Genomic DNA, 23538 nt, shown 5'->3' on the forward strand with positions numbered 1-23538 from the left:
TCGGACGAACTCCCACTCAGCATCGGATAGTTCATGGCGACGTATCACCCGACCATGGTCCACCACCCGAGATCATTTGAAGACACCCCCTAGCGTGGACTGGCCAACGCCGGCCAACCGGTGCCCGGGCTCCCTGGCGACATGGCAGTGGCGGAGACAAACCCCGACACCGCAGTGGTGGCAGATGGCGACAGCGTCCACGACCTCGTCCGACGCCGCGCAGTCGTAGCACTTCTCGGATCGCTCCTCCTCCCCTTTGAGGACATCGAGATCACTGCCGTACCGCGCAGGTGAGATGGATGTCCTCAGCCGGGATCATTGTGGTCACGGGTCCAACGAGCCAGCCGAGCCCGTCGGCGGCGCGTCCCAGCACCGAGGCGCGTGGCCAGCTTCGGCATGCCAGCTACCAGCGCCATGCCCCCGGCCGCCAGCAGCACCGCCGTGCTCCCGGCCGCTGACGCCGCCACCAGCAACGCCAGGGTCGCCGTCAACGCCACGGAGGCCATGACGGCGCCGACATGGCGGCGCAGCGCGGCGGCGAGCCGGTGGTGCGTTGGGTGAGAGGCGCCGAAGGTCGCCAGCAGAAGTGCGAGATCGGGGTCGTCCTGCATGAAGCGCCGTTCGATGTCGGCGAGGACCCGCCGGTCGTGCATGGGAAGGGTCATGGACGCCTCCTTTCGCCTGTTGCTGTGGTGCGCACCGATACCGTCAGAGCCCAGGCATCAGATTGGCTACCGACCGGTCAGTGGCCGGCGCTCCGTCCGCACCGTCATTCCGGTGGCCACGAGCCCAAGGACGCAGGCGACGGCTCCGATCCACACGTTGTTCCAGATGATCCCAGCAGTCGGGCTGTGACCGGCGGTCACGACCCAGGGCGAGATGATCAGCCAGACACCGATCACTGCGCAGGTCCAGCTCAGGCGGTACAACCGCTCCGCCGCGAGCGCCAGACCCAAGCCGATCACGGACAGCGTGATGCCGAGGATGAGGTTGTTCACCGCCAGCGACGGATTCGTGAGGCGGAAGTGCACTACCCACGGTGAGATCGTCGCGTATGTTCCGGTGAGCAGAACCAGACCGTCGAGGGCGACAGCCTGGCGTCCTCTGGTCAGTTGCGCGTAGCGCTCCTGCATCGCCACCACGTCAGGATGGCGGGTGATATCCGGAGTGGAATGGGAGAGGTCCGACATTGCTATCGCTTCCCTCTATCTGATCTCAAAGACCTCAATTCCAGGTTACCATTGCAGGCTGCAATGGTGAAGCTCTTAATAGGCCCCCGCACCCGCTAGAACTGCAGGTAGTAGCCCTGTGCGAGGCCATCCAGGCCGGCGTCGTAGAGCTTCAGCCGAGTAGGTGCACCCGCGGGAGGCAGCGGAGAGGATCTGCCGGCGCATTTGCTCGGTGCGGAAGCGCTCCCGGCACAGGGGGCGACGTCGTCGCGCAGGTACTGCACGAGCGCACTGCGACGTGTTGACCGCCGTGGCGCTCGTCCATCTCGGAGAAGACACCCACCATGTCCCGCACCGCAGCGACCTCGGCCGTGCCAGCGACTGGGCCGCTGCGGGCAGCGGCGGTGCGGTCGGCGATCTCCTGGACGTAGGCCAGTGACAGGGCGGCGGCGGCCACCGAGCACGCGGAAGCGGCGCCGGTCCAACTCGCACCTCCACATCGGCAGCAGGGCATCGATCGGGTCGTCCCCGAGGTGCAACCCGATGCTGTCATCCTCCTCCGGCGCGCCTTCACACGGAGCCAATCAATCACCTTCCATGGCGTTAAAACCAAGCCGCCCTCAGCAACTGAGTGGATGTTAAGTCCGATCTTCCTCGGTTCGTGATCGCTCGATCGTAGTACTGATCGCCACACGGGGCGCCTGCCAGCCATGTCCATGTTGAGATGCAGGGCATGAAGCGAGAGCCGTACCCGAGCGACTTAGCGGACGAGCAATGGGCATTGATCGAGCCGATGATCACGGCCTGGAATCAGGAGAGGGTGGCGCGGTCAGCGACCGGAGATCCCGGGTCCTGCGATCTGCGGGAGGTAGTGAACGCGATCTTCTATCAGAACCGGACGGGCTGCCAGTGGCGCTATCTGCCCCATGACTTTCCGGCCTGGTCGGCAGTGTTCTACTACTTCGGCCTGTGGCGCGAGGACGGGCTCGACCAGCGGATCCAGGAACTCCTGCGCTGCCAGGTACGGGAGAGAGCCCGGCGATTAGAGGACCCGTCCCTGGTGATCATCGACACCCACTCTGTCCGCGCGGCCGTGGGTGTCCCGAAGACCACGACGGGACTGGACGCCAACAAGAAGGTGTCGGGGCGCAAGCGGGGACTGGTCGTCGACGTTCTGGGACTGATTATCGGCGTCGTGGTGCTGGCCGCCTCCGCCCATGACAACGCCGCCGGCACCGCCCTGCTCGACCAGGCGGCCGAGCGGTGCGGGATGCGTCTGGAGAAGGCCCTGGTGGACCAGGGCTTCAAGGACGAGGTTCTCATCCACGGCGCCCTGCTGGACATCGACGTCGAGGTCGTCCGCCGTAACCCCGCAGACCAGGGCAAAGGCTTCGTCCCGCAACCGAAGCGGTGGATCGTGGAGCAGGTCAACGGCACGTTGATGCTGCACCGCCGCCTCGCCCGCGAGTACGACCACCGCCCCGGCACCTCCGCCTCGCGCGTCTACTGGGCTTCCATCGCGAACATGACCCGCCGCCTCACCACACCCGCCCCCACCTGGCGCGACGCCCTCGGGCTGGCCGCCTGAACATCAGCGAGCTCCTGGCAGATCTCCAGGACCAGCACGACGAAACCACGGCCCGGGCCGGTGAACTACGCGACCAGATCGGCCACTTGGCTGCCGCCCTGGCCGAGACCGAAGCACGACTCGCAGATCTGGCCACCAGCCGGAAGATCATCGCCGAACGCATCCCGCCCGGGACCGAGCCCGATCCGCCCGAGACGAACACCGCCTACCAGGCCATCATGAACGCCCTCAAGCAGCACCCCGGCCGGGCATTCCGAGCCCGCGAGCTGCACGAACTCCTCGGCATGCCCACCGAAGAGGCGACCGTCAACGTCACCCGCAGCCGCCTCGGACGCCTCGTCCGACAAGGCTTCCTCACCCAACCCGGACGAGGCCGCTACCAGAAACGGACGCAACACCCCCTATAACGCAGCAAGCCCCCGCCGCCGTCCGTAGCGGGTGGGCGTGCGAAGATCCAACGGCCGGATAAGCGCACCTTGAAGGATGGCTATGTTCGCGATTTCCCTGGGGGACGGGGCCGAGCTGCGGCCTTTGGAGCCGTGGCGGGCCGAGGAGTTCCTCGCACACATGGAGCGGGGCCGTGACTTCATCGGTGCGCACATGGAACTGCCCGACCTCGCCGCAGACCTGGACTCCGCCCGCAGCTATCTCCAGCTTTACGCCGACAAGGCAGCCTCCGACACCGGCCGACTGTACGGTATCTGGCTCGACGGCACCCTCGTGGGTGGCGTCTCCTTCCCGAAATTCGACGCCGCCGCCGGCACCTGCGAGGCAGGCTGTTGGCTGGAGCCTGCCGCCACAGGCCGGGGCCTGGTCGGACGTGCCGCACGGCTAATCATCGACTGGGCATTCAACGAACGCGGCATCCACCGCGTGCAGTGGCTGGTGTCGCCGAACAACACGCCCAGCATCAACGTGGCCAAGCGACTCGGCATGACCCGTGAGGGCGTCCTGCGCGAAACCTACCTTTACCGCGACGTCCGCCACGACGCCGAGGTCTGGTCGGTGCTGGCGCCGGAGTGGCAAGCTTTGGGTAGCTGAGCAGTCCTTTGACTTGCCGTTTCTGCACGTTCACAGCTGTCGATCCCTCGGGGCCGCAGGAAAGGCAGGGTGCAGCGTAAGCGACTCGGCCCTGGCCATGAAGCTGATTCCACGGTGAACGTCACCCGCTCCCGACTCGGTCTCGACGACGGCCGAGTTCAGCCGCCGCCGACACTCGGCTGACTCGGCAGCCAAGGCATCCTCACCCAGCCCGAAAGGCCTCTACAGCAAACGGACTTAACGTCCTCTGAAAGCCTCGCTCGAACCGGCTACTTCGCGCACAGGGCCGCGCCGAACACCTTCAGCGCTGCGTCATTGGCCTTCTCCGGCATGGTGAGGCTGGTGTTGACGACGGGGGTGATCTGCCGCCGACCGTCGGCCGATGTGAAGCTGAACGTGCGGTACCCAGGGACGCTGCCGGTATGGCCCCATACGGGCTTCCCTCCCGGGCAGTACGCGGTCCTGCTCTCCAGACCCAGCCCGTACTTCCGGTCCGGTCCGCGATCCGTGTCCCGGAACGTCCGCATCTCCTCCCACAGATAGGGCGGTAGCAGCTTGCCGCCTGGAAGGGCGCGGTAGAAACGGTTCAGGTCGGCGGTGGTGGAGACGATGTTGCCGGGACACCAGAACGCCGTGGGGCTGAAGTCCGTGAAGTCGGCCGGCGCGTTCTCCCCGGGAAGCTTCTCGTAACCATGCAGGTGGTGGCCGGGCAGGTGCGGGGTGATGGGGACGCTGGTCCCCGTAAGGTTGAGCGGGCGCACGATGCGACGGTCGATCTCGTGGTCCAACGTACGACCGGTGACCTTCTCAATCAGTATGGCCAGGAGCATGTAGTTGGTGTTGGAGTACGCCCACTTCCCGGGCTGACCGGGGTTGAACGGGCGGGGCTCCTTCAGTGCGATCCCGACCAGCTGGCGGGCCGTGTAGTGCGAATGCTGAGCCTGCGTATCGGGTCATCGCCGCGCCGAAGCACATCGGTGTAGTGGGGGATCCCGCTGGTGTGGTGGAGCAGCTGACGTACGGTTACGGGCATGCCGTCGTCCCCGCCGGGGATCAGGCCGGGCAAGTAGCGGCCGATGGGGTCGTCCATGCCGATCCGCCCCTCGTCGACCAGTTGCAGCGCGACGGTGGCGACGAAGGTCTTGGTCACGCTCCCGGCGGCCCCTGCCGGACCCGCGCGCGGCCGCCGCGTTCATCGCGTGCCCACCGGCGGGCACGGCAGCAGCTGGAACGGCTGCCGGAACGAGGGCGGTCACGGCAAGCAGCGCGGAAGCGGGGGCCGTTCGACGACGCATGGCCAAATTCCTTTCGCGGTGCTCTGGTGCCCTCAGCGTATGGAGCCCTGCCCCTGACCGTGATCACGAAGAAAGATGATTACGGAGCCGGCCTTCCCTTACGGGTTTCCTCTGATGACGACTCAGGGATTCCGACGAGGCTGGGCATCTGACCGCCTTCCCGTCGGGGGCTGATCCCACGACCCGCCCAGGCGGCTCCCTTGGAGAAGTCCGCACTGTCTGGTTCGGCCATCCAGCAGTCACCGGTTGGTGTCGGCGTCGCCGAAGCGACACGCTGTGAGCTGAGCGAGCACGAGGTGGCGGAGACCATGGCGGGCCGAGGCCGCCGATCGATGGGAGGTGGCGGGGCAGCTGACCGCAGCCGCGCTGCCGATCGAGTCGCGGAGCCCCACGAGGAAGCATGGTTCCTCTGTCACTGGTGCTTGCGTCTTGACGTGATCGACGGGCGCACGCGGTCTCCGCGATGTGCCGACAAGGGTTGCGTCTGAGCTTCGCAACCTCCCAACGGCCCGTGACATGAGAGGAAAAGCCGCTACAACCATCGGCTCAGTAAGTGTGTCGTAAGGGGCGGGTGCTGGCGGCATCGACGCCGGCCGTCGCGCCGTGCGACGAGCAGCTCAACGGCACAAGCCCAACTCATCTTCGGCGCAAGGAGTTTCGTTGCACAGAGCCGTTGCGGTCCCTGCCGTGCTCATCGCGGTCGCCGCCCTCGCCCTGGTCCCCGGTCCTGCCTCGGCCGTTGCGCCCCACAAGGGCGCGAACACGTCGGCCGTGCGGGACGACTTCAACGGCGACGGCTACCGTGATCTGGTCGTGGGAGCGCCCGGCGCCGCCAACGGCACAGTGGAAGAAGCCGGTGCGGTGGTCGTGCTGTACGGCTCGGCCTCCTCGGTGAGCGCCACCCGCCGCACCGTGATCACCCAGGCGTCGCCGGCGGTACCGGGCGAGCCGGAAGCCTTTGACCAGTTCGGCGCGGCGGTCGCGAGTGCGGACCTCGACCGGGACGGCTATGCGGACCTGCTGGTCGGCGCGCCACACGAGGACGTCAACGGCACCTCCACCCGCGGTTCGGTGACCGTGCTGTGGGGTGGGCCGTCCGGCCTGAAGGGCGGAACGACGGTCGATCCCGTCGCCCGGTACGGCCACGGCAGGATCTACTGCGGTTTCGGAGGCGGCCTGGCCACCGGAGACATGAACGGTGACGGGGCACCAGAGGTGTCCGTGGCATCGCGCTGCGAAGGTGTCTCCTACACCGGTCCGTTCACCCGGGGTGGCCAGGCAGCCGCGCAGTACCGCGAGTGGCGCCTCGGTGACACGCGGGGTGTGGTCATGGGTGATGTCAACGGCGACGGCCGGGCGGAGCGGTTCTGGCTGCCCGGATCGACCGACGGCGACCTGCGCGGTCCGGTCCTGCTCGATCGCGGACCGGTGGACGAAGCCGACCCCACCAAGAATGCGCCGCTCAAGCTGCCGTACGCGGACGGTCACACCGGCCGGATCGCGGATGTCAACGGCGATGGCTACGGCGACTTGATCACCGGCATCGGCGACGACTACACCGTCGACGGCGAGCAGGGCGCGCACACCGGAGGCGAGATCCAGGTGCTGTACGGCAGTGCCCACGGCATCACCGCCGATCAGCGGCCTCGGGTCTTCCACCAGGACACCGCAGGCATCCCTGGCGCCGCGGAGCACGAAGACCGCTTCGGGCAGTCGCTGAGCACCGGTGACATCAACGCCGACGGATACCAGGACGTCCTGGTCGGCGTGCCCGGCGAAGCGATCGGCGCCCGCGCCTACGCCGGCGGCACCGTCGTCCTGTACGGCTCCGCAGCGGGTCTGACCACGAGCAAGGCCACCGCCTATTCCCAGAACTCCCCCGGCGTGCCGGGCAACGCGGAGACCGACGACGGGTTCGGTGCCGCGGCCCACCTAGCTGACCTCAACAAGGACGGCAAGGCAGACGTAGTCGTCGGCACTCCCGGCGAGAACTCCGACGGGTGCGTGTGGATCGCCCGAGGCACCACCACGGGGCCCAGCACCCATGGATCAATCGACATCTGCGGCAAGGACACCGGCCTCACCGTGCGCGGCCCCCACGGGTCCTTCGGGGGCGCCCTGCCCGGTGCGCAGGTCACGTTCTGATCCACCGCTCCCGCTCGTGGCGGGCCAGGACGACGACCCCAACAGCGCCGCACGATCAGATGTCCCCGGCGGTGCCTGGTGGACGACCAGTCCCTGCCCGTCGCTGCGGCCACGTCAAAGGCTTCGGAGGTGAGCGTCATCGACCCTGCGACCGGATGGCGGTACGCCTTGTGTCCGTTGGTGCGGGAGCCGACGTCGTAGCGTTGCCGCAGGTGGCGAACTCGGTACTGCGGACGCCGAGTTCGGCGACCAGGTCGCGGAGCCCCGAGCGTAGCGATGTACCACGGTCGCGGCGCGGAGAGGGGCGACGATGCCGTGGGCCACGTCGTCCCCATTGGCGTAGAGGTCCGGTACGTCGAGCCCACCGTCCCTGAAGACTGGATGACAACCATCGGGCCGATCGCCGCACCGATCGAGTTTGACGACTTCTTGACGTCTCACTAGCGGTCCTCTGACGTATCGTTGCCGCTCGGTGTGCCGGGAAGTCTGGTCGGCGAAGTGTTCAGACAGCGTTTGTCGTGAAAGGTCCCGGCATGAGCACTCCCGAGCCGCTCGTCCCCGCTGCATCCTCCCAGGCCGTTTCCGGCCGGCGAGGCCCGCACCGGGCGGTGCTGTTCTTCGCCTTCGCGTTCGCGGTGATCGCGGACCCGGTGTCCTCCGTCGCTTACGCGATCGAGGCCGCACTCCACGCCCTCCGAGGCGACCTGTCGCGGCTGGTGCCCACCATGTCGCTGGTCGTCGGCCTCGTCGTGGTGGTGACCGCCAACTACTGGCAGCTGGTTCGCCGTTTCCCCAAGGGTGGCGGTGCGGCCGCCGCCGCGGGGCGCGCCTTCGGGCCGTCCTGGACCTTCCTGCCCATCGGCGCTCTGGTCGTCGACTTCGTGCTGACGATCGGCATCTCCATCTCGGCCGCAGCCAGCGCGGTCATCGCCCTGGCCCCGGCCCTGGCGTCGCTGCGGATCGTCTTCGCTCTCGTCCTGCTGGTGGTCGTGGCGGGTTTGACATGGTTCGGACACGGCGGGCGGCTGCTGTTCGCGGTGATGACCGCCCTGTTCGTCGCGGTCGGCGTGACGGTCGTCGTTCTGGGCTTCGTAGCACCGCGCTCGCTGGGTTCGGCCCCGGCCACGCCACACCCCGCCGCCCACTCCGCCGTGCTGGCCGTCGTGCTGGCGTTCCCGGTCGCGATGGCCCTGGCCACTGGCGTGGAAGCACCGTCCACAGCCATCGCCCAGCTCGGCCAGCTCGACGACACCGCACGCCGTCGGTTCGGCCGCGGAACGCTCGCCTTGCTGGTGGTCATCGTCGGTGGCCTCACCCTGGCGCTGACCGTCCTCGCCGGCCGGCTGCACATCGGGCTGCCCGGCCACGACTCCACCCAGATCGCCGACATCGCCCATGCCGCCGCCGGCCCCGGCTGGCTCTACGCCGCCTTCCAGCTGACCAGTTCCCTGCTACTGCTCGCCGCCGCCAGCTCCTCCTTCCAGGCCGGGCCCGGCCTGCTCAAGGCTCTGGCCGGTACCGAGGACCGGCCGGGGGTCCTTCCGGCCGTACTCGGACGGACGAACCGGCACCACACCCCGTACTGGTCGGTGGCGGTATATCTGGCCGCCGCCGCAGTGATCGTCGTCGCGGCCGCCGGAAAGGAACAGGAACTCGTCCTGTTCTACGCCGTCGCCGTCTTCGTCAGCTTTCTCGTCGGCCTGATCGCCATGACCCGCTTCGCCCGCACCGAACGCAAGCCGCTCCTGGCCACGGTCAATGCCCTGGCCGCCGTCGCGGTCGCCTTCACCCTTGCCGTCAACCTCACCAGGGGCTGGCCGGTGCTCTCCATGGCCGCGACCGTCGCCATCGCGGCCGCCCTCCACCTGCGCTGGACCCGCGCCGGGCGCCCCAGCGGCATCGAGGACGTCGAAGCCAAGGCCGAGGCCGAAGACGACTGAGCCTGTTTCGTGCGTGCACGGCCCCTGCGGGGCCCCAGGGCCCCGGCTGCGCGCCTGTCGGGATGGTGTGTCAGACGATGGCGAGGCGGTCCACCAGCAACTCCACCCTCTGCTCGGTGTACTCCGGCGGCAGCCGTCCCGACCGGGTCAGAGTCGCCACCCCGTGCAGGGACGCCCAGAACACCTCGGTGAACAGCCCCGCCTCGACGCCGTCCCCGGCGACCTCGCCCAGGCACTCCAGCAGCGCGGCGAAAGCGTCCTTGAGAGGTTCCGGGGTGTCCTCCTGTGCGTACGCGAGACCGCCGTCGAGCTGGAAGAGGGCGTCGTAGACAGCCGGGTTGCCTGCGGCGAAGTCAAGGTAGGCGCGGGCGAGGGCGTACACCCGGGCGCGCGGGCCGTCCACAGCGGCGGTCGCGGCCCGCACCGCCGCGGCCATCTCGGTGGCTCCCTGGAGGGCGACGGCGCCGATGATCTCGCGCTTGCCGCGGAAGTGGCTGTAGAGGACGGGCTGGCTGTATTCGATGCGCTCGGCGAGCCGGCGGGTGGTGACCGCGTCCCAGCCCTGTTGCTCGGCCAGTTCGCGGGCGGTCGCCACGATGAGGCGCTCGCGCTCCGCCCGTTCGCGCTGCTTGCGTTCTTGTACCGACATGATTCGATCCTAGCACCGCTAGACAGGAGAGCGGCAGTAGCGCTAGCGTTGCCTCATCAGCTAGCGGCGCTAGAGGCCCGGGGGGTCATCATGTTCAACGCACTTGAGGTCGTCACCATCGTGGTCGTCGGCGTGATGGTGGGGGTGGAGTTCTCCGTCGCCTTCGTCATCAACCCGATCCTCAACGCCCTCCCCGAGGACAGCGGCCAACTCGGCCACGCCCACGGGGGCAGGATGCTCGGCGCCGTGATGCCGGTCTGGTACATCGGCTCGCTCGTCCTGGTCGGCATCTGGGCTGTCGCCCGGTGGCACCACCACGGCACCGGCCTCGTCGTCACCGCCGGCATGCTTCTGATCCTCAGCGTGATCATGTCGCTCCTGCTGCTCGTCCCGATCAACAACCGGAGCAAGACGTGGACCCCCGACAACCGGCCCGCCGACTGGAAGCAGCAGTTGAACCGCTGGGACCGCTACCACTACGTCCGCGTCGCCGTCATCATCGCCGCCTTCGCCCTGCTGGTCGCCGCCCTCACCTGAGCCCACGGGCTCGCCCACCCGGTCGGCAGCCGCAACCGCTCGGCCGTCCGCCCGAAATGCGGCACCGCCATCTCCATCCACCTCCATCCACGTCCACAACCCGGACTCCAACACCCTCGAACTCCGTTGGTATCCCCAGAACGTGGGCCCCAACGACACCCACTGACCAATAGCGAGAGGAAGTACCGAAAATGGCCAAGCTGCAGAGTCTCGACCCGCACACGCCGGTGTTCGCGCAGTTCAAGGAAAAGACCGGGCCCATCGTCCTGGCCAACACCTTCATCGTCCCGAAGGAGAAGACCGAAGCGTTCCTGGCCCTCTTTCGCCGGCAGGCCGAGTTCATGAAGGCTCAGCCCGGATTCGTCTCCCTGCAGATGCACAAAGGAACGGCGGACAGTCAGCTTCTGATGAACGTCGCGGTCTGGCAGTCGACCGAGGCGCTCGCCACCGCGTTCGGCAGCCCGGAATTCCAGCGCATGGCGGCCGAATTCCCCGACGACATCGTGTCGTACCCGCACATCTTCGAGCAGATCGACGTATGACACGGCGGCTGCAGCTGCAGCCACGGGAGGGCAGCCGAAGAAGCGCTGCCCTCACCCGGGCAGTCAGGTATCCATGCACCATGCCGGGCCGCCAAGGCCGCCGAGCGCCCCACCACTCGTAGCCCCGTCCCGGAGAGGGAATCCCTATGGCCGTGGAACTGAATCACACCATCGTCCCCGCCCGTGACCCGCAAGCCTCGGCGCAATTCCTGGCGAAATCCTCGGCCTGAGCGTCGATCCGCCGGTGGCGCACTTCACGCTGGCCAGACAAGTCCGCCTCGATTACACCCAGTTGGCCGGCTTCGCGCCCCACCACTACGCGTTCATGGTCAGCGAGCAGGAGTTCGACGCTGCCCCGGACCGCATCCGGCACGGTGGAATCACCCACTGCGGCGATCCTCCATGCCAAGAGGTTGGGCCGATCAATCACAGCAAGCGCACCAAAGGCCGCAGGGGCACTAACTTCCACGACCCCGACGGACATCTCATGGAAATCCTCACCCCGGGCGGCGCCGGGTCATGAGGCCGACGGCGGCCCAACGGGTCACGACTTTGCCGGTGGCGGGCTCGCATTCGGAGATGCGCCATCAGCCCTCCCAGCCCGGGGCCCGCCCACCGACGAGACGTCCGGCACATCGGCATCGACGAAGACGAACCGGCAGGCCGGACGCGGTCAAAGACACCACGAGTAAGGCGATCCCGGCGCCCTGCCGGTCGGTAGGCGACCTGCTAATCGCTGCCCGCATCCGAACCCGCGGGCCAACACCACGCCGGTCGCGCACCATCCCCACTCCCCCGGCAGCAGCGGCCACCGAAATCCCAACATCCGGAAATGCAGCTACCACTCAGATCCCACCACTCCCGATCCCGGCAAACTACGCCCCTCGATCAGCCGCGTCCGCGCGGCCTGATCACGCCCCACACGACTCAGAAAGCTCCACGAAGCTCACCAAACTCACGAAGACTCGCAAGGAGAACAACAATGTCGCTGAATAAGATCAACACCGTCCTGGTCGCCGCCTTCATCCTCTTCATCCTCTGGTTCGGCGGGGAATTCATCCTGAGCCCGGACACGACGGCGCCGAGCTTCGGCCTGCCGAGCTGGCCGTCCGGCGACGGCGGCGGCTTCCTGATCATCAAGGGAATCCGCGACGTCGTCCTGGCCCTGGTCCTGGGCATCCTGCTGGTGACGGGCCACCGCCGGGCGCTGGGCTGGGTGCTGCTGGTGGAAGCCCTCGCCGCGTATGGCGACATGGCCACCGTGCTGGCCCACCACGGCTCCGTGGCCACCGCGCTCGGCGTCCACGGCCTGACCGCGACACTGATGGTGGTCAACGGCCTGCTGATAATGCGCGAGACCCGCAAGGTCGCGTCCGCTCCGACGACGCCCACCCCGCAGCCCGCCTAACGCCACCTGGGCGCGTGTCGGCATGCCACCGATCCTGATGCGCGACCTCGCCGGTTTACCGACTTCGGCTTGTCAGGGTGACATGGGGATATCGAGAGCGAGGTCGGTTCCGGCTAGGAAGCCGTTGAGCCCCTCTCCCATCTGAACCGAGGCCGCGGCCTTGGAAAGTCGCCGGACGATCTTTCATCGTCCAACACCTTCTCCACAACCACGAAGCCCAGCTGTTCGTCACCGACGCCCGCATGCACTGAAAAAGCGCCGAGTTCACGAAAACTGAAGCGCCTTTGCTGCCTCTCCGACTCCGGGAGCTGCAGTGATGAGTGTAGGTGGGGTCCTGAGTTCCCGTCGGCTACTGCTCGGAGTCGGTTTCGGGGTCGGCCTTCGCGAGGGCCAGGGTGTAGCGCAGGGCCGCGTCGATCCCGATACCGAAGAAGTCGCAGATGCGGCGGACGTCGCCGCCGGTCGCGAAGATCTCCTGGAGGATGCGGTCCTCGCGCAGGGCCTGGGGCTTCACGTCGAGGTTGCGCCAGGCATAGAGCCTGCTCGTCGGGGTGGTCCGCGAGGCGGTCTTGCGGTTGACGAACAGGTGAGGGTTCAGGGTGCTGGGCCAGCTCCGCGTCCGGTGGTCGAGGTAGGCGGTGAGGCGGGTCAGAACCGGTCCGGCCAGCGGGATGGTGTTCTCGCCCAGGGTGAGCTTGCCGTCGCTGATGTCCGTGAGCTGGATCGCGGCGAGTTGCGAGCCGGTCAGTCCGTGGAAAGCGACCATCGCGACGGCCAGGGCCACGGCGGGGTCGGGCGAGTTGAGCGCTTCGCGGATCTTCGCCGTGTCGAGGGGCGTGGGGACGGTGGTGTTGCTCCGGGCTACGGGGACGCCTCTGGTGGGGTTGGTGAAGAGCTTCTTGCGGGACTTGAGGAAGGCGAAGACCGAGCGCAGGCCCTGGTCGGCGAAGAGTCGGCTTGCTCCTTCGGCCGGGAGTGCGTCGATGAAGTCCTTTCTGCTGATCTCAGCGAGCGAGGTGCGTCCCTGTTCGGCCCATCGTCGCCAGATCGGGGCCATGCCCTGGATGTGGAGGTGGATGGTCTGCTCGTGGCGGGGCCGTCGCCGCGGGGCGGTCGTACTGCCTTTGAGCATGACGTCGAACCACAGCTGCAGTTGCCCGGTCATCTCCTCGGGCAGGCCGGTGGTCTTCTTCGCGAAGTACCGCTCGACGGCCGTGGTCCGGTCGTCGACCAGGAGGTCGGCGGCGGCGAGGATCTCCAGCGTCGAGGTCTGGGTGCCGCCGTATCGGATGCTGGCGGCGACGTCGCTGGCCAGGATTTTCGCGCCCGGCCAGTCCTGCAGGGCGTCCAGGAGTTTGAGTGTGTGGACGACGCTGTTGGTCTGGCGCCGTGTCCACGCGTGCCGCTCGGCGTGCTCGCGCAGGACCGGCTCGCAGTAGCGAAGCAACCGCGAATCCCCGGTCAACGCACGTTCCTTGATGGCGCCGTGGCCGGGCGGCATGCGGAACAGCAGCAGCTGGCGTGCGCCGGTGATGGTCTCGGGAAGTGCCGGTGGCCGCTGCTGGTGCAGTGCACGAGCGCGGGCGGCACGCCGTCGGGCGGCTCCGGTCTTGTCGTACTGGAGGTTGGCGAGGAAGAGCTGCTGCCCATGCTGGTTGGCGGTCTGAAGGTTGGGGGCCCGGCCGGGCTGCTGATGCAGGCGGGCGTTCTCCCAGCACAGTCGGCAGGCGCCTTGGCCGTTGATTCGGCTTTCGCGGCCGCAGAACTCGCAGATGTCGACGGGGTAGTGGGTGAACCACCAGCGGCAGCTCCAGCACTGCCAGCTGTGGGATCGGTAGACGCCCCAGGCCAGGCATCCCCGGCAGGAGCCGACGTGGAGCGGGGCTCCGGGGTGGCAGCGAGTGCACCGTCCCTGGCTGAAGTAGTCCGGGCTGCCGCAGGCCCTGCACGGCGGCGGAGTGAAGGGACCGCCGGGCAGGCAGCTGTAGCAGAAGTCCATCCGCGGCTTGGTCCAGGCGACGCGGTTGACCTGGCACACCGCGCACTTCGAGGGCGGCGGGGTGCTCATAGCGGCGGCTGCGAGCGCGGGCGGCCGAACCGCGGGGCGACGACCGGACCCACATCGGAGGCCGCGGCGCTGTCCTGCTTGGGCGGCCGGCGGGCGGCGACCTTCTCCGGTTCGCGGATCAGCAGCGCGGTCGGGTCACAGTCCAGGACCACGCAGATCACGTCCAGGTCGTCCAGGCGGATCGAGGTCGGTGTTCCGGTCCACAGCGCCGACATCTTGCCGGCGCTGATCTCCAGCCCGGCCTCCGCCAGGAGTCGGCGCATCTCGGTGGACTTCCAGATGCCGCGCTCGGCGGCCTTCAGCCGCAGGTTCCACTGCACGGTTTCACACCTCTCCCAAGCGCGCTTCGAGCCGCTCGTTCGCACTCGTCCAGGCTCGCTCGACGTGTTCGCTGTGGACGTGAATGTAACGGGTGGTCGTCGACAGCCACTCGTGTCCGAGCAGTTCTTGCAGAGCCTTCAGATCCATCCCGTCCCCGTAGAGCGAGGAGGCACAGTAGTGCCGCAAGACATGAGGCGTGAGCCTTCCCGCCCAGGCCGGCAGCCACAGCTCGGTGGCGCCCGCCAGGCCGGCGCGCAGGGAACTGTGGTTGATCCGCGTGCAGTGCCCGGTGAGCTCGTCATGCCGCTCGCTGGGCAGCAGCGGGGCATCGGGATGGGACCAGTCGGGTCCGAACTGGTGGCGTACGTCGGTCAGCCACCAGTCGATCAGACGGTCAGCACCGTTGATCGCCGGAACCAAACGCGGCTTGGGCCCACGACCCCGGCTGCCCTTGCCGTGGCGGACATGAAGCTTGCCGAACGAGCCCAAGTCAGGGCGCCAGTCGCGGATGTCGAGCATGCGTGCCTCGTTGATCCGCAGCCCCAGGCGGCGCCACAGCGAGGCCGCGAAGTAGTTCCGGGCGGCCGGCAGGTACTTGCGGGCCTGGGCGACCGACGTCCGCCACTGCCCGAAGAGCTGGTCGACCTCCGCATCGGAGGGCGGGATGCGCACGTTGGCGAAGACCGGGCTGCTGGGGCGGTTGTACTCGTCCATCGGCTGCTGGACCACGGAGCCGGTCAGGGCATGGATGTCGCCCTGGTACCGGCTGATCACGAAGTCGTAGAAGTAGGCCAGCATGCCGGCCTTGCCCGCCCGGGTGCTGTGGGCCCGGCCCTCCAACCGCAGCCCTGTCAGGAAGCGGTCTGCGTCGTCGCACGACGCAGTCCACAGCGGGCCGTTCAGAGTCCGCGCGAACTCGAAGATGGCCGCCCGCGCATTGCCGATGTGGCTGTCGGTCAGATTGGCCGCGGCCATGGACAGGGCGAACTGATCAACGATCTCTTGCTCGAAGTCCTCGATGTCGCGCTGCGTCCGCAGCGCGCGAGCCGAGGAGATGTTCCGGATGACTGCCAGTGCCATGGGCCGCTCAGTTCAGCGAGACAACGAGTGAATCGAGATTACTGGCAGAGCTTCATGATTTCCGACGAACCATCAAACTTCCCCGTGCAGGCTGGGCATCCCATGCCACCTGGCCTGCAGCCCACTCCCACCGCCCCGGGTCTGAACGAACTCGGCGGCCTACAGACAGACCGAGATCCGGTGCGTTTCCAAGTCCAACGTTTTTACGCGGAAAGATATGACCAGGACAGCCACCCCGATGATTCCCGGCCGAAGGACAACTTCTGTGGCCAGTGACCTGGGCTTAAACATGGCGGACAGGTACGTGCCGGCGCTCGCGGCACTCCAGCCGTAGATCGCGATGTCGGTGTGCATGCGCTGCGGACCTCGCTCTTTCAGCGTCCCGTGTTGGGGCGGATCGGGACGGACGTCGTTGGCATGGGATGCCTTGAGGGGGTTCAGCCGGGGTTCTTGAGGCAGTTCAGCAGAGCTCGCAGTACCGAGCGTCGGTGGGCGCGGAGCCGCTCCGCGGCTTCCGGATCATCCTGCGGGGTGTCCGCGTGGCTGAGCGCCTTGCGCGCGGCGTATGCCGTGAGGATTCCGAGGAGCAGCCGGACCGCCGCGCCGCTCGCGGCTGCGGAGGCCAGGAGGTACAGGGCGAGGCCCGTACTGGTGGTGAGCACCGTCGTCTCCCTCTTCCGGGATCAGGAGCTCTCATGTGTACCGGTCCGGTGCGCGCTCGGCTTCCCCGTAGGGACGTGGAGTTCGGTGAGCCCCGCCTCAGGCCAAGTCCACGCGCATGCGGGGTTGTTGGCTACTGATGCTCCGGCGAGCATGCACTCGTGACGCCATGGGATGACGATGACAGCGACGGCATGGACGACGGGCGCGAGCCGCGCACGCCCCGCAGGAAACGGGACCTGCCGTTCCCGTACAACCAGGACCTGTCAGGGGTCCTGCTGCGGGTCGGCCTCGACCGCCGCACCCCCTGGGGACGTTCCCGGCTGGCGAACGACCGCGTGACGGCCTCGCTCCTGGCCGCCGGGATGCGACTGCTCGGCCAGCATTTCGGGCCCGGTGCCGAGCGCCCCGTAACGAGCACGAGCCGGCTGCTCGGGCCCTTGTCGCAGCGGTGCGTGGACGAGGCGTTCTGCGGCAACCCCGAGCCGTTCGTCCGTCACGGTGACGGCGCGGGGCTGCTGCGGGACCGCTGGAAGCGGTACTCGAATTTCGTCATCGATCTGATCAACTTCGCGGTGTGGAAGTGGAATTACCACCCGGAGTTCCGCAGGCAGCGCACCGTCAACATCAGGCGCCTGGTGCACGGGCGCACTGGCCGCGACTTCGTGCGCGCCGTACACAACATCGCCTACCGGCACACGGCGGAGAGCGTCGAGTTGCCCTCCGTACGGCTTGGTCTGGCCCTGATGATGGCGGCCGACGGTGACGAGGAGGTAGCGCGGATCACAGCGGGCATCTACGCCGACTACCTCGGTTCGTGGAAGGAGCTGTACGCCGCCGTCCTCACCGAGCGCGGCCTGCGCCTGCGTCCGGGCCTCACCCTCGACGACCTGGCCAACGCCCTGTCGGCGGCGACCGACGGCGTGACGCTACGTGCCATCGGCGACCCGGCCTCCGGTGTCCTCGACGACGCCCACCGCCACTCCCTCATGGGCACCGTGGCACTCGCCGTGATCCACTCCTTCCTCGAACCGGAGGACGAGGCGAGCGGTCTGACCCTGGAGCAGGCCGTCGCGGCGCGCTTCGGCTGACGCCGCTCAAGTCCGCCCCCGAGCAGTGGGCGGCAGCTCGCCCGGCAGTTCTTCAACGCCCGCCTCGTGCCCTGCCTGCCGATGCCGTCCGGCCGTCAGCGGCCGATGGGTCCCGGCTTCGCCCGGCGCAAGGGGTCCGCACGTGGTGGCGGGTGAGTCGGCAGGGGCGGTAGGGGTGTGCGCAGGCGCGTGGTGGCCTGGGCTGCGGTGTTCGCCGTGGCCGGCGCGCTGGACGGCGGGGCGGCGGGGCGGCGGGGCGGCGGTCCAGCGCGTGCTGTGTCCGGCGGTCTGCATCGGCTGGGTGAGCACGACCTCGCCCGCTCTGTCCATCCCGCCACCTCGCCGCAGGGCGCCGACTCGGCAGGGTCAGGGGCCACAGACAGGTCGCCGCAGACAGGTCAGTGATCTGCGTCCCCGCCACTGTGCGGCCGTCCGCGGCGAGCGACTTCGTCCACACCTCGTCGGACTCACGTGCCTGAACAAGACGCAGATACTGTTCAGGCACGTTCTGAAACCCGCCCGTGCCTCACACGCCTGAAGCCTTGAGGCAGCACGACATAACCGCTCCCGCCCCGGATGCCTGTCACGCATGCGGGTGGGGATCGCTCCCCTCGCTGATCGCGTGGTGGAACCGGTAGCGCAGGAACAGGTACGACCCGCACCGTCTGGTGCTGACCAGGCGCGTTGGGGGGCGCCGTGCGGGCAGGAACTCCTGCCCGGCGACCAGACCCGGCCGGGGCGAGTCGGCGCGGCCGGCGGGGACTGGTGCGATGGTCAGGAACAGCTCGTCCAGCAGACTGTCCGCCATGAGCTGTCCGACCAGGTAGGGGCCGCCTTCGGTGAGCAGCACGCGGTGTCCACGGGCGTGGACGGCATCCAGCACTGCGCCCATCGACAGTCGGGGTCCGGGGCCGGCGGCCAGGAGCGTGCAGCTCGCCGGGAGACTGCCTCGCAGGTCCCTGGCCACGGGGGTGGTGGTGATGACGACGGCTCCCGCCTGGAAGGCCGGGTGACTGGCTGGGAGGGCGCCGCGGGCGGTGACCACGATGAGTTCCGGGTCGGCGGGGCGACCTCGGCGATGGCGCAGTTCGGCGAAGTGGCCGGCGGCCGTCGGGTAGACGTGCTGCGGAGTCCAGTGGTGGTGGGGTGAGGCGCGCAGGGTTCCGGCTCCGATGACCACGGCGTCGGCGCAGGATCGCAGCAGGCCCATGACGAAGCGGTCGGCGGGCTTGCGTCCGCTGATGGTGGAGCCGGAGTGGGGGTGCTCGGGGCCGAGGGCGACGACCCCGTCGAGGGAGGCGACGAAGTTGGCGTAGATGCGGGGCTCGGTAAAGCCCAGGTCGCCGCCGTAGAGCGTCGTGAGAGCCGGCGGCAGCCGCCAGTGCGGCAGGCCGGGTTCCTCGTACAGCACCTGAAGGGGCTCGGTCCGCAGGTCCTCGGCGCCGGTGGGCGTGTCAGCAAAGCCGGCCACGCCCGGTGCTCCTGGGGCCGCACAGGTCGAAAAACTCGATCCGCAGTTGGTCCTCGGTGTCGTAGTTGCCGCGCCAGTAGGTGGTGCGGGTGCTGGATTCGATCTCGCGCACCCCGCGCATCTGCGTGCACAGGTGCACGGCCTCCAGGTGCACGGCGACTCCGTGCGGTTCCAGGATGCGTTCGAGGGCGTCGGCGAGTTGCTGGCCGATGCGTTCCTGGACGGAGAAGCGGCGGGCGAACAGCCGGACCAGTCGGGTGAGTTTGGACAGGCCGAGGATGTGTTCGTGGGCGACGTAGCCGACGTAGACGGTACCGAAGAACGGCAGGCTGTGGTGCTCGCACAGGGAGAAGAACGGGATCGGTCCTTCCACGACCTGGCTGATGCGGCAGTCCGGGCCGCCGTGGCATTCGGTGGGGAAAGCGGTGACCAGCTTCTCGTCGCCCTCGTACCCGCCGGTGGCCTCGAAGAGGGCGCGCAGGAAGCGGCGGGGTGTGTCCACGGTGGAGGGCGTGTCGGGCGGCATGCCCAGCGCGGTGAAGATCTCCCGCATGTACTCCGTGTACTGCTGCCACTGCTCTGTGCTGATGCGCCGGGGTCGGACAGCGGCCCACTCCGCGCTGTCGTACCCGAGGTCGTCCCCGGCCAGGCCGCCGACCTTCGGAGACCCGTCGGGGGACCGCTGCTGATCACTCACCTGACATCACTTCCTGCGGACGTCTTCTCTTTGCCGGAAGTCGGCCAAGCCCGGCGGAATGACGGCCGGGCCCAGGGGGCAGTGCGGGAGCTGAGCGTTCTTCGTTGCCGCGTTGTCGTGGTCGATGTTTCGATCGTGCACGGGTGGCAGCGCCGCCGCATCTGGACAGACCGCCCTCGTTCGCTGAGGGGCGTTCGCCCGCCGGTCCCTGGGACATGCGGCGTGCCGGCACGCCGCGGAGTGGGCGCGGTTCGACCTGCGCCCGCGGGTCGGGGCGGTGATGCTGGACCGAGGGATCCCTGCCCGTGCTGTCCTGGGGGTGCGAAGGAGGACATGGTGAGCGGCGTTCTCGCCCGGCTGAGCGAGGCCGGGGTGTCGATCTGGCTGGACGACCTCAGCCGCCGGCGGCTGGTGGACGGCAGTCTGGCCCGGCTGGTGCACGAGCGGCACGTGGTCGGGGTGACGACCAACCCGACGATCTTCGCCCGGGCCATCGAGAGCAGCGACTGCTACATCCAACAGATCAGTGACCTGGCCTCCCGGCGGATAAGGGTGGAGGAGGCACTGCGCATGCTGACGACATTCGATGTGCGCTGGGCCTGTGACGTGCTGCGACCGGTGTACGAGGTCACCGAGGGCGTGGACGGACGGGTGTCGATCGAGGTCGATCCGCGGCTGGCGCACGACACGGCCCGCACCGTGGCTGAGGCACGGGCGTTCTCCATGAAGCGCACCTGTGACGCACCGTAAATTGCCGGCGATGCCCTCGGTGACGCTGCTGACGTTCGGGCACGGCACCGAGGGACACGAGCAGTTGGCCGAGTTGCTGCACGGCGCCGACGTCTTGGCCGTCGTCGACGTACGGACCGCGCCCGGCAGCCGGCACAACCCCGACGTAGGCCGGGCAGCGCTCGGGCGGTGGCTGCCTGAGGAGGGGATCGGCTACCGGTGGGAGCGGCGGCTGGGAGGCTTTCGGAAGGTGTCCCCGGACTCTCCCGACGTCTTCTGGGAGAACGCCTCCTTCCGGGGATACGCGGGCTACACCCGCCACCCGGACTTCCTCGCGGCCATGGACGAACTGCTGCGGCAGGCGGCCGACGTCCGTACCGCCGTGATGTGCGGGGAGTCCCTATGGTGGCGCTGCCACCGGCGGATCATCGCCGACTTCGCCGTCCTCGCGCGCTACGCCCGCGTGTTGCACCTGGCCCACGACGGGCGGCTCACCGAGCACCGTCCGACGGCGGGTGCCCGGCTGCGCGACGACGGGCTGCTCGTCTACGACCGCGTGTGACCGCCACCTGCTCCCGTGCGCACGCGTCATAGGGGTGAGCCGATCCTTGTCCTGCGCCTCCGCAGCCGCCGTCGGCGCGTGTCATCAGCGAGGTACGGTCTCTCCCCTCGCGTGGCAGGGCGAGGGTGGAGCGGGTGTAGGCGCCGCCGACACGCATCTCGGCGGCGACCCAGATCGCCTCCATGATCCCCTCCGGGCTGTTGCCTCTCCGCTGCGCGAGGCGGGTGTGCCCCTGGATGCAGTACGGACACTGGATGACGTGGGCGACGGCCACGGCGATCAGCTGTTTGGTCTTCTCCGGCAGCGCGCCCTCGACGAACACGGCGCGGCTGACGTTCTCGAACAGGAGCTTGCCTGGCGCTGTGGGTCAGCCGCTCGGCGGTGAGGCGGCGGGCCCGGCTGATCGGGATCTCCTCGATCTCTTCCCCCCACCACGGTTGGTGGGGCGGATTCTCCCGCCGCGGCGCGGGAGAGGGCGGTGCGGTCGGCCTCGGAGGGGCGGGCGCCGGTGCTGCGGCGGGCTGGGCGCCGCGGTGGGCGATGGCCTGTTCCACGTCGGTGTGCACGATGCGGCCGCCTGGGCCGCTGCCGGGGATGGTGGCGATGTCGATGCCGTGCTCGCGGGCGATGGCGACAGAGCATGCGTGGGCGGCTGACGCCACCGCCACGCGTCAGGCCGCACCGCCGACAGCCAGCGCGACGCGGAGACCGGCGCGGGCGTGACGGCCATGCCGGAGGTGCCGTGTGTCGGTCCAGTCGGCCAGGTGGCTGACGATGCCCAGGCCGCGTCCGCATTCGTCCCGGGGTCTGGTGGGCCGGGGGCGTGAGTGGGGCGGCCGGCCGCTGTCGAGGACGTCGATGCGCAGGTCCTGGCCGGTCAGGGTGAGGTGCACGGTCATCTCGGCCCGTCCGTGGTGGGCCGAGTTGCCGGCCAGTTCGCCGACGATGAGCTCGATGCGGTACCGGTCTTCCTCGGTCACGCCCCAGCGGGTCAGCTGGGTCAGGATGAAGCGGCGTGCGGTGCGTACGTGGCGCTCCTCGGCAGGCAAAGCGATCACGGCGTGCCGGCGCAGGGGGCCGGGAAGCAGCAGCGGGGTCGGCGCCGATGCTTGGGCGGGGATGCCTCCTTGGAGCCCGGCCGGAAAGGTCGTTGGGGGGCTGGCAGCGACGTGGTACATGGATGGGGCCTTCTCCTGTCGGCGGCAGCGTTGTCTCACGGCGCCCTACGGGCCGCAGCGGCCAGCAGCCGTTCGGTTTCTTCGCGACCGAGGAGCAAGGCGCGGCCGATCGCGGTCAGGGTCTGGTGCTCGTTGTGGGTATAGGGCCCGTCGGCGAGGGCGATGCGGGCGGCCCGTAGGAGGAGACCCTCCCTCCCGGCGTGTTCCAGGTGCAAGGTGAGCGCGCCGAGGGTCTGGCGGAGTGCGGCGGTGAGCGTGGTGCTCCCGCCGTCGATGGCGTCCTGGTACCCGCAGGGCAGCCGCCACGTGCCGACGACCCGCTCCTCGTGGAGGACGGCCAACTGCTCCTCGGTGCAGTCGTCGAAGCCGGCGTCACGCACTGCGCCCACCGCAGCCTCACGAGCCGCGCGGTCCTCGAAACCCCCGGCGGCGAGGACGGCGAGGGAGACGGTGTGTACGGCGTCGCGGAGCATCGACGAGAGGACGGTGCTGGTGGGCTGGTCGAGGACGTCGGTGTCGAATCGGGTCCGGCAGGCGGTGCATTCGACCACGAATACTGCTGTGCCGCGGGGGACCAGGGGGATGTTGAGGACAGCGAGCCGGCGGCGGCCGATGCGGCTCAGGTAGTTGCGGTCGCCGCCGCAGGAGGGGCAGAAGAACGAGCCGTCGTCGACGGTGCGCCAGGTCGTGCGAACTCTCCCCGGGCGCATGGTCGTGCCTTCCGGCGGCTCCGCCCGATGCTGCCGGCCCGCTTCGCCGCGGAACGGTGACTCTTGGGGAACGGCGCCGTGTGAGGGTGTGGTGGAAGGGGGATTCCCTCCACCTGGAGTGTCGGTTTCTGTCCAGTCCCTCATGGCCTCAGTCCTTCTGGGCAAGCAGGTCCTGGACGCGGGCGCGGACCTCGTCCGTGTCCAGGCCGCGGATCGTCAGCGTCGTACGGCGGCGCAGCACGTCGTCGACGGTCTGGGCCCACTCGTGGTCGCGGGCGTAGACGACCTGTGCCCAGATCTCGGGGCCGTCGGGGTGGATCCGCTTGCCCAGCGCTGGGTCGTCGGTGATCAGATGCGCGATGTCGAAGGACAGCGAACCGTAGTGGGTGGAGAGATGGCGCACGGTCTGCGCGTCCATCAGCGCTCCCGCCCTCGGGTGGGTCAGCAGCCGGTCCGCGACCGTATGGGGATCAGCGACGCCGGGCAGCGGCACCCGTCGTGACAGGTGGGAAGCCGGCCTCATATCGCCGGCGAACGACGGGTGAAGCTTTGCCACTCGCCGCATCACCGTGCGGCCGATGTGCCGGAAGGTCGTCCACTTGCCGCCGGCCACCGACAGCATGCCGCCGCTGCCCTCGGTGACGACCGTCTCGCGCT

General features: G+C 68.7%; 27 protein-coding genes and 4 pseudogenes. 13 read left to right on the forward strand and 18 right to left on the reverse strand.

Going from position 1 to position 23538, the window contains the following annotated elements; genetic code table 11:
- Window positions 1–72: 72 nt before the first annotated feature.
- The 3 genes from AB0E02_RS37965 to AB0E02_RS37975 form a co-directional block, all read right to left on the reverse strand.
- Window positions 73–309, reverse strand: a complete 237-nt coding sequence (locus tag AB0E02_RS37965; protein ID WP_362148992.1) for a DUF2180 family protein — start codon at window positions 307–309, stop codon at window positions 73–75.
- The gene (locus AB0E02_RS37970) at window positions 306–665 is read right to left on the reverse strand and encodes a DUF3040 domain-containing protein (RefSeq protein WP_362148923.1); all 360 of its coding nucleotides are present in this window, start codon (window positions 663–665) and stop codon (window positions 306–308) included. The genes AB0E02_RS37965 and AB0E02_RS37970 overlap by 4 nt, the downstream gene beginning before the upstream one ends.
- Before the next feature lie 66 nt (window positions 666–731).
- Window positions 732–1190 carry an SPW repeat protein gene (locus AB0E02_RS37975; RefSeq protein WP_362148926.1) on the reverse strand — a complete coding sequence of 153 codons (459 nt, stop codon included), beginning with the start codon at window positions 1188–1190 and terminating at the stop codon, window positions 732–734.
- A 277-nt stretch (window positions 1191–1467) separates the two neighbouring features.
- Between AB0E02_RS37975 and AB0E02_RS37980 the strand changes: the two genes are divergently transcribed.
- From AB0E02_RS37980 to AB0E02_RS37995, 4 genes are all read left to right on the forward strand, one after another.
- A complete protein-coding gene (locus AB0E02_RS37980; protein ID WP_362148929.1) occupies window positions 1468–1608 on the forward strand; it encodes a hypothetical protein in 141 nt (46 codons plus the stop codon).
- A gap of 294 nt (window positions 1609–1902) precedes the next feature.
- The gene (locus AB0E02_RS37985) at window positions 1903–2757 is read left to right on the forward strand and encodes an IS5 family transposase (protein WP_362148932.1); all 855 of its coding nucleotides are present in this window, start codon (window positions 1903–1905) and stop codon (window positions 2755–2757) included.
- Between the two features lie 86 nt (window positions 2758–2843).
- On the forward strand, window positions 2844–3164 hold the full coding sequence (locus AB0E02_RS37990; RefSeq protein WP_362148935.1) for a hypothetical protein: 321 nt from the start codon (window positions 2844–2846) through the stop codon (window positions 3162–3164).
- Between the two features lie 82 nt (window positions 3165–3246).
- On the forward strand, window positions 3247–3798 hold the full coding sequence (locus tag AB0E02_RS37995; protein WP_362148938.1) for a GNAT family protein: 552 nt from the start codon (window positions 3247–3249) through the stop codon (window positions 3796–3798).
- A 269-nt stretch (window positions 3799–4067) separates the two neighbouring features.
- On the opposite strand, the gene AB0E02_RS38000 is transcribed toward AB0E02_RS37995, so the two are convergent.
- Both AB0E02_RS38000 and AB0E02_RS38005 read right to left on the reverse strand, forming a co-directional pair.
- Window positions 4068–4709, reverse strand: coding sequence for a serine hydrolase domain-containing protein (locus AB0E02_RS38000; protein WP_362148995.1), 642 nt, complete (start codon window positions 4707–4709; stop codon window positions 4068–4070).
- Entirely contained in the window at window positions 4691–4948 is a 258-nt protein-coding gene (locus AB0E02_RS38005) for a serine hydrolase (RefSeq protein WP_362148941.1), read from the reverse strand. The genes AB0E02_RS38000 and AB0E02_RS38005 overlap by 19 nt, the downstream gene beginning before the upstream one ends.
- Window positions 4949–5753: 805 nt before the next feature.
- On the opposite strand from AB0E02_RS38005, the gene AB0E02_RS38010 reads away from it, so the two are divergent.
- Entirely contained in the window at window positions 5754–7238 is a 1485-nt protein-coding gene (locus AB0E02_RS38010) for an FG-GAP-like repeat-containing protein (RefSeq protein WP_362148944.1), read from the forward strand.
- A gap of 155 nt (window positions 7239–7393) precedes the next feature.
- On the opposite strand, the pseudogene AB0E02_RS38015 reads toward AB0E02_RS38010, so the two are convergent.
- Window positions 7394–7630, reverse strand: a pseudogene (locus tag AB0E02_RS38015) (hypothetical protein); the annotation flags it as partial.
- A gap of 141 nt (window positions 7631–7771) precedes the next feature.
- Here AB0E02_RS38015 and AB0E02_RS38020 point away from each other — a divergent pair.
- The gene (locus AB0E02_RS38020) at window positions 7772–9178 is read left to right on the forward strand and encodes an amino acid permease (RefSeq protein ID WP_362148947.1); all 1407 of its coding nucleotides are present in this window, start codon (window positions 7772–7774) and stop codon (window positions 9176–9178) included.
- A 70-nt stretch (window positions 9179–9248) separates the two neighbouring features.
- Here AB0E02_RS38020 and AB0E02_RS38025 read toward each other — a convergent pair whose 3' ends face one another.
- Window positions 9249–9827, reverse strand: a complete 579-nt coding sequence (locus AB0E02_RS38025; RefSeq protein WP_362148950.1) for a TetR/AcrR family transcriptional regulator — start codon at window positions 9825–9827, stop codon at window positions 9249–9251.
- Window positions 9828–9917: 90 nt separating this feature from the next.
- On the opposite strand from AB0E02_RS38025, the gene AB0E02_RS38030 reads away from it, so the two are divergent.
- The 4 genes and pseudogenes from AB0E02_RS38030 (at window position 9918) to AB0E02_RS38045 (ending at window position 12314) form a co-directional block, all read left to right on the forward strand.
- Entirely contained in the window at window positions 9918–10364 is a 447-nt protein-coding gene (locus AB0E02_RS38030) for a DUF1772 domain-containing protein (RefSeq protein WP_362148953.1), read from the forward strand.
- 191 nt (window positions 10365–10555) lie between these two features.
- On the forward strand, window positions 10556–10906 hold the full coding sequence (locus tag AB0E02_RS38035; RefSeq protein ID WP_362148955.1) for an antibiotic biosynthesis monooxygenase family protein: 351 nt from the start codon (window positions 10556–10558) through the stop codon (window positions 10904–10906).
- Window positions 10907–11052: 146 nt separating this feature from the next.
- Window positions 11053–11429 (forward strand): annotated as a pseudogene (locus AB0E02_RS38040) (VOC family protein).
- A gap of 459 nt (window positions 11430–11888) precedes the next feature.
- Window positions 11889–12314 carry a DUF4267 domain-containing protein gene (locus AB0E02_RS38045; protein WP_362148958.1) on the forward strand — a complete coding sequence of 142 codons (426 nt, stop codon included), beginning with the start codon at window positions 11889–11891 and terminating at the stop codon, window positions 12312–12314.
- A 349-nt stretch (window positions 12315–12663) separates the two neighbouring features.
- On the opposite strand, the gene AB0E02_RS38050 is transcribed toward AB0E02_RS38045, so the two are convergent.
- From AB0E02_RS38050 to AB0E02_RS38065, 4 genes are all read right to left on the reverse strand, one after another.
- Window positions 12664–14382 carry a hypothetical protein gene (locus tag AB0E02_RS38050; RefSeq protein ID WP_362148961.1) on the reverse strand — a complete coding sequence of 573 codons (1719 nt, stop codon included), beginning with the start codon at window positions 14380–14382 and terminating at the stop codon, window positions 12664–12666.
- Window positions 14379–14702 (reverse strand): helix-turn-helix transcriptional regulator, encoded by a 324-nt coding sequence (locus AB0E02_RS38055; RefSeq protein ID WP_362148964.1) that lies wholly within the window; start codon window positions 14700–14702, stop codon window positions 14379–14381. The genes AB0E02_RS38050 and AB0E02_RS38055 overlap by 4 nt, the downstream gene beginning before the upstream one ends.
- 4 nt (window positions 14703–14706) lie before the next feature.
- On the reverse strand, window positions 14707–15783 hold the full coding sequence (locus AB0E02_RS38060) for a tyrosine-type recombinase/integrase (protein ID WP_362148967.1): 1077 nt from the start codon (window positions 15781–15783) through the stop codon (window positions 14707–14709).
- Window positions 15784–16220: 437 nt separating this feature from the next.
- Entirely contained in the window at window positions 16221–16445 is a 225-nt protein-coding gene (locus AB0E02_RS38065; RefSeq protein WP_362148970.1) for a hypothetical protein, read from the reverse strand.
- A 159-nt stretch (window positions 16446–16604) separates the two neighbouring features.
- Here AB0E02_RS38065 and AB0E02_RS38070 point away from each other — a divergent pair, with 159 nt between their 5' ends.
- Window positions 16605–17534, forward strand: coding sequence for a hypothetical protein (locus tag AB0E02_RS38070; protein ID WP_362148973.1), 930 nt, complete (start codon window positions 16605–16607; stop codon window positions 17532–17534).
- Window positions 17535–18117: 583 nt separating this feature from the next.
- On the opposite strand, the gene AB0E02_RS38075 is transcribed toward AB0E02_RS38070, so the two are convergent.
- Together AB0E02_RS38075 and folE are read right to left on the reverse strand one after the other, a co-directional pair.
- A complete protein-coding gene (locus AB0E02_RS38075; protein WP_362148975.1) occupies window positions 18118–19005 on the reverse strand; it encodes a dihydrofolate reductase family protein in 888 nt (295 codons plus the stop codon).
- Complete coding sequence (gene folE / locus AB0E02_RS38080) at window positions 18989–19702, reverse strand: GTP cyclohydrolase I (protein ID WP_362148978.1); 714 nt, start codon at window positions 19700–19702, stop codon at window positions 18989–18991. The genes AB0E02_RS38075 and folE overlap by 17 nt, the downstream gene beginning before the upstream one ends.
- Window positions 19703–20038: 336 nt before the next feature.
- On the opposite strand from folE, the pseudogene AB0E02_RS38085 reads away from it, so the two are divergent.
- Both AB0E02_RS38085 and AB0E02_RS38090 read left to right on the forward strand, forming a co-directional pair.
- A pseudogene (locus tag AB0E02_RS38085) lies at window positions 20039–20416 on the forward strand (transaldolase family protein); the annotation flags it as partial.
- Between the two features lie 46 nt (window positions 20417–20462).
- Window positions 20463–20993 (forward strand): DUF488 domain-containing protein, encoded by a 531-nt coding sequence (locus AB0E02_RS38090; protein WP_362148980.1) that lies wholly within the window; start codon window positions 20463–20465, stop codon window positions 20991–20993.
- Here the strand turns inward: AB0E02_RS38090 and AB0E02_RS38095 are convergent.
- The 5 genes and pseudogenes from AB0E02_RS38095 to AB0E02_RS38115 form a co-directional block, all read right to left on the reverse strand.
- The gene (locus AB0E02_RS38095) at window positions 20923–21339 is read right to left on the reverse strand and encodes a carboxymuconolactone decarboxylase family protein (protein WP_362148997.1); all 417 of its coding nucleotides are present in this window, start codon (window positions 21337–21339) and stop codon (window positions 20923–20925) included. The two genes, AB0E02_RS38090 and AB0E02_RS38095, sit on opposite strands and share 71 nt — an antisense overlap.
- Before the next feature lie 214 nt (window positions 21340–21553).
- A pseudogene (locus AB0E02_RS38100) lies at window positions 21554–21661 on the reverse strand (E3 binding domain-containing protein); the annotation flags it as partial.
- 3 nt (window positions 21662–21664) lie between these two features.
- On the reverse strand, window positions 21665–22171 hold the full coding sequence (locus AB0E02_RS38105) for an ATP-binding protein (RefSeq protein WP_362148983.1): 507 nt from the start codon (window positions 22169–22171) through the stop codon (window positions 21665–21667).
- Window positions 22172–22206: 35 nt separating this feature from the next.
- Complete coding sequence (locus AB0E02_RS38110; RefSeq protein ID WP_362148986.1) at window positions 22207–22881, reverse strand: TerB family tellurite resistance protein; 675 nt, start codon at window positions 22879–22881, stop codon at window positions 22207–22209.
- Between the two features lie 148 nt (window positions 22882–23029).
- Window positions 23030–23538: glycerol-3-phosphate dehydrogenase C-terminal domain-containing protein (locus AB0E02_RS38115; RefSeq protein ID WP_362148989.1), on the reverse strand; the 509-nt coding region annotated here is incomplete at its 5' end.

It is taken from the genome of Streptomyces sp. NPDC048196 (assembly GCF_040652715.1).
Lineage (GTDB): Bacteria > Actinomycetota > Actinomycetes > Streptomycetales > Streptomycetaceae > Streptomyces > Streptomyces siderophoricus.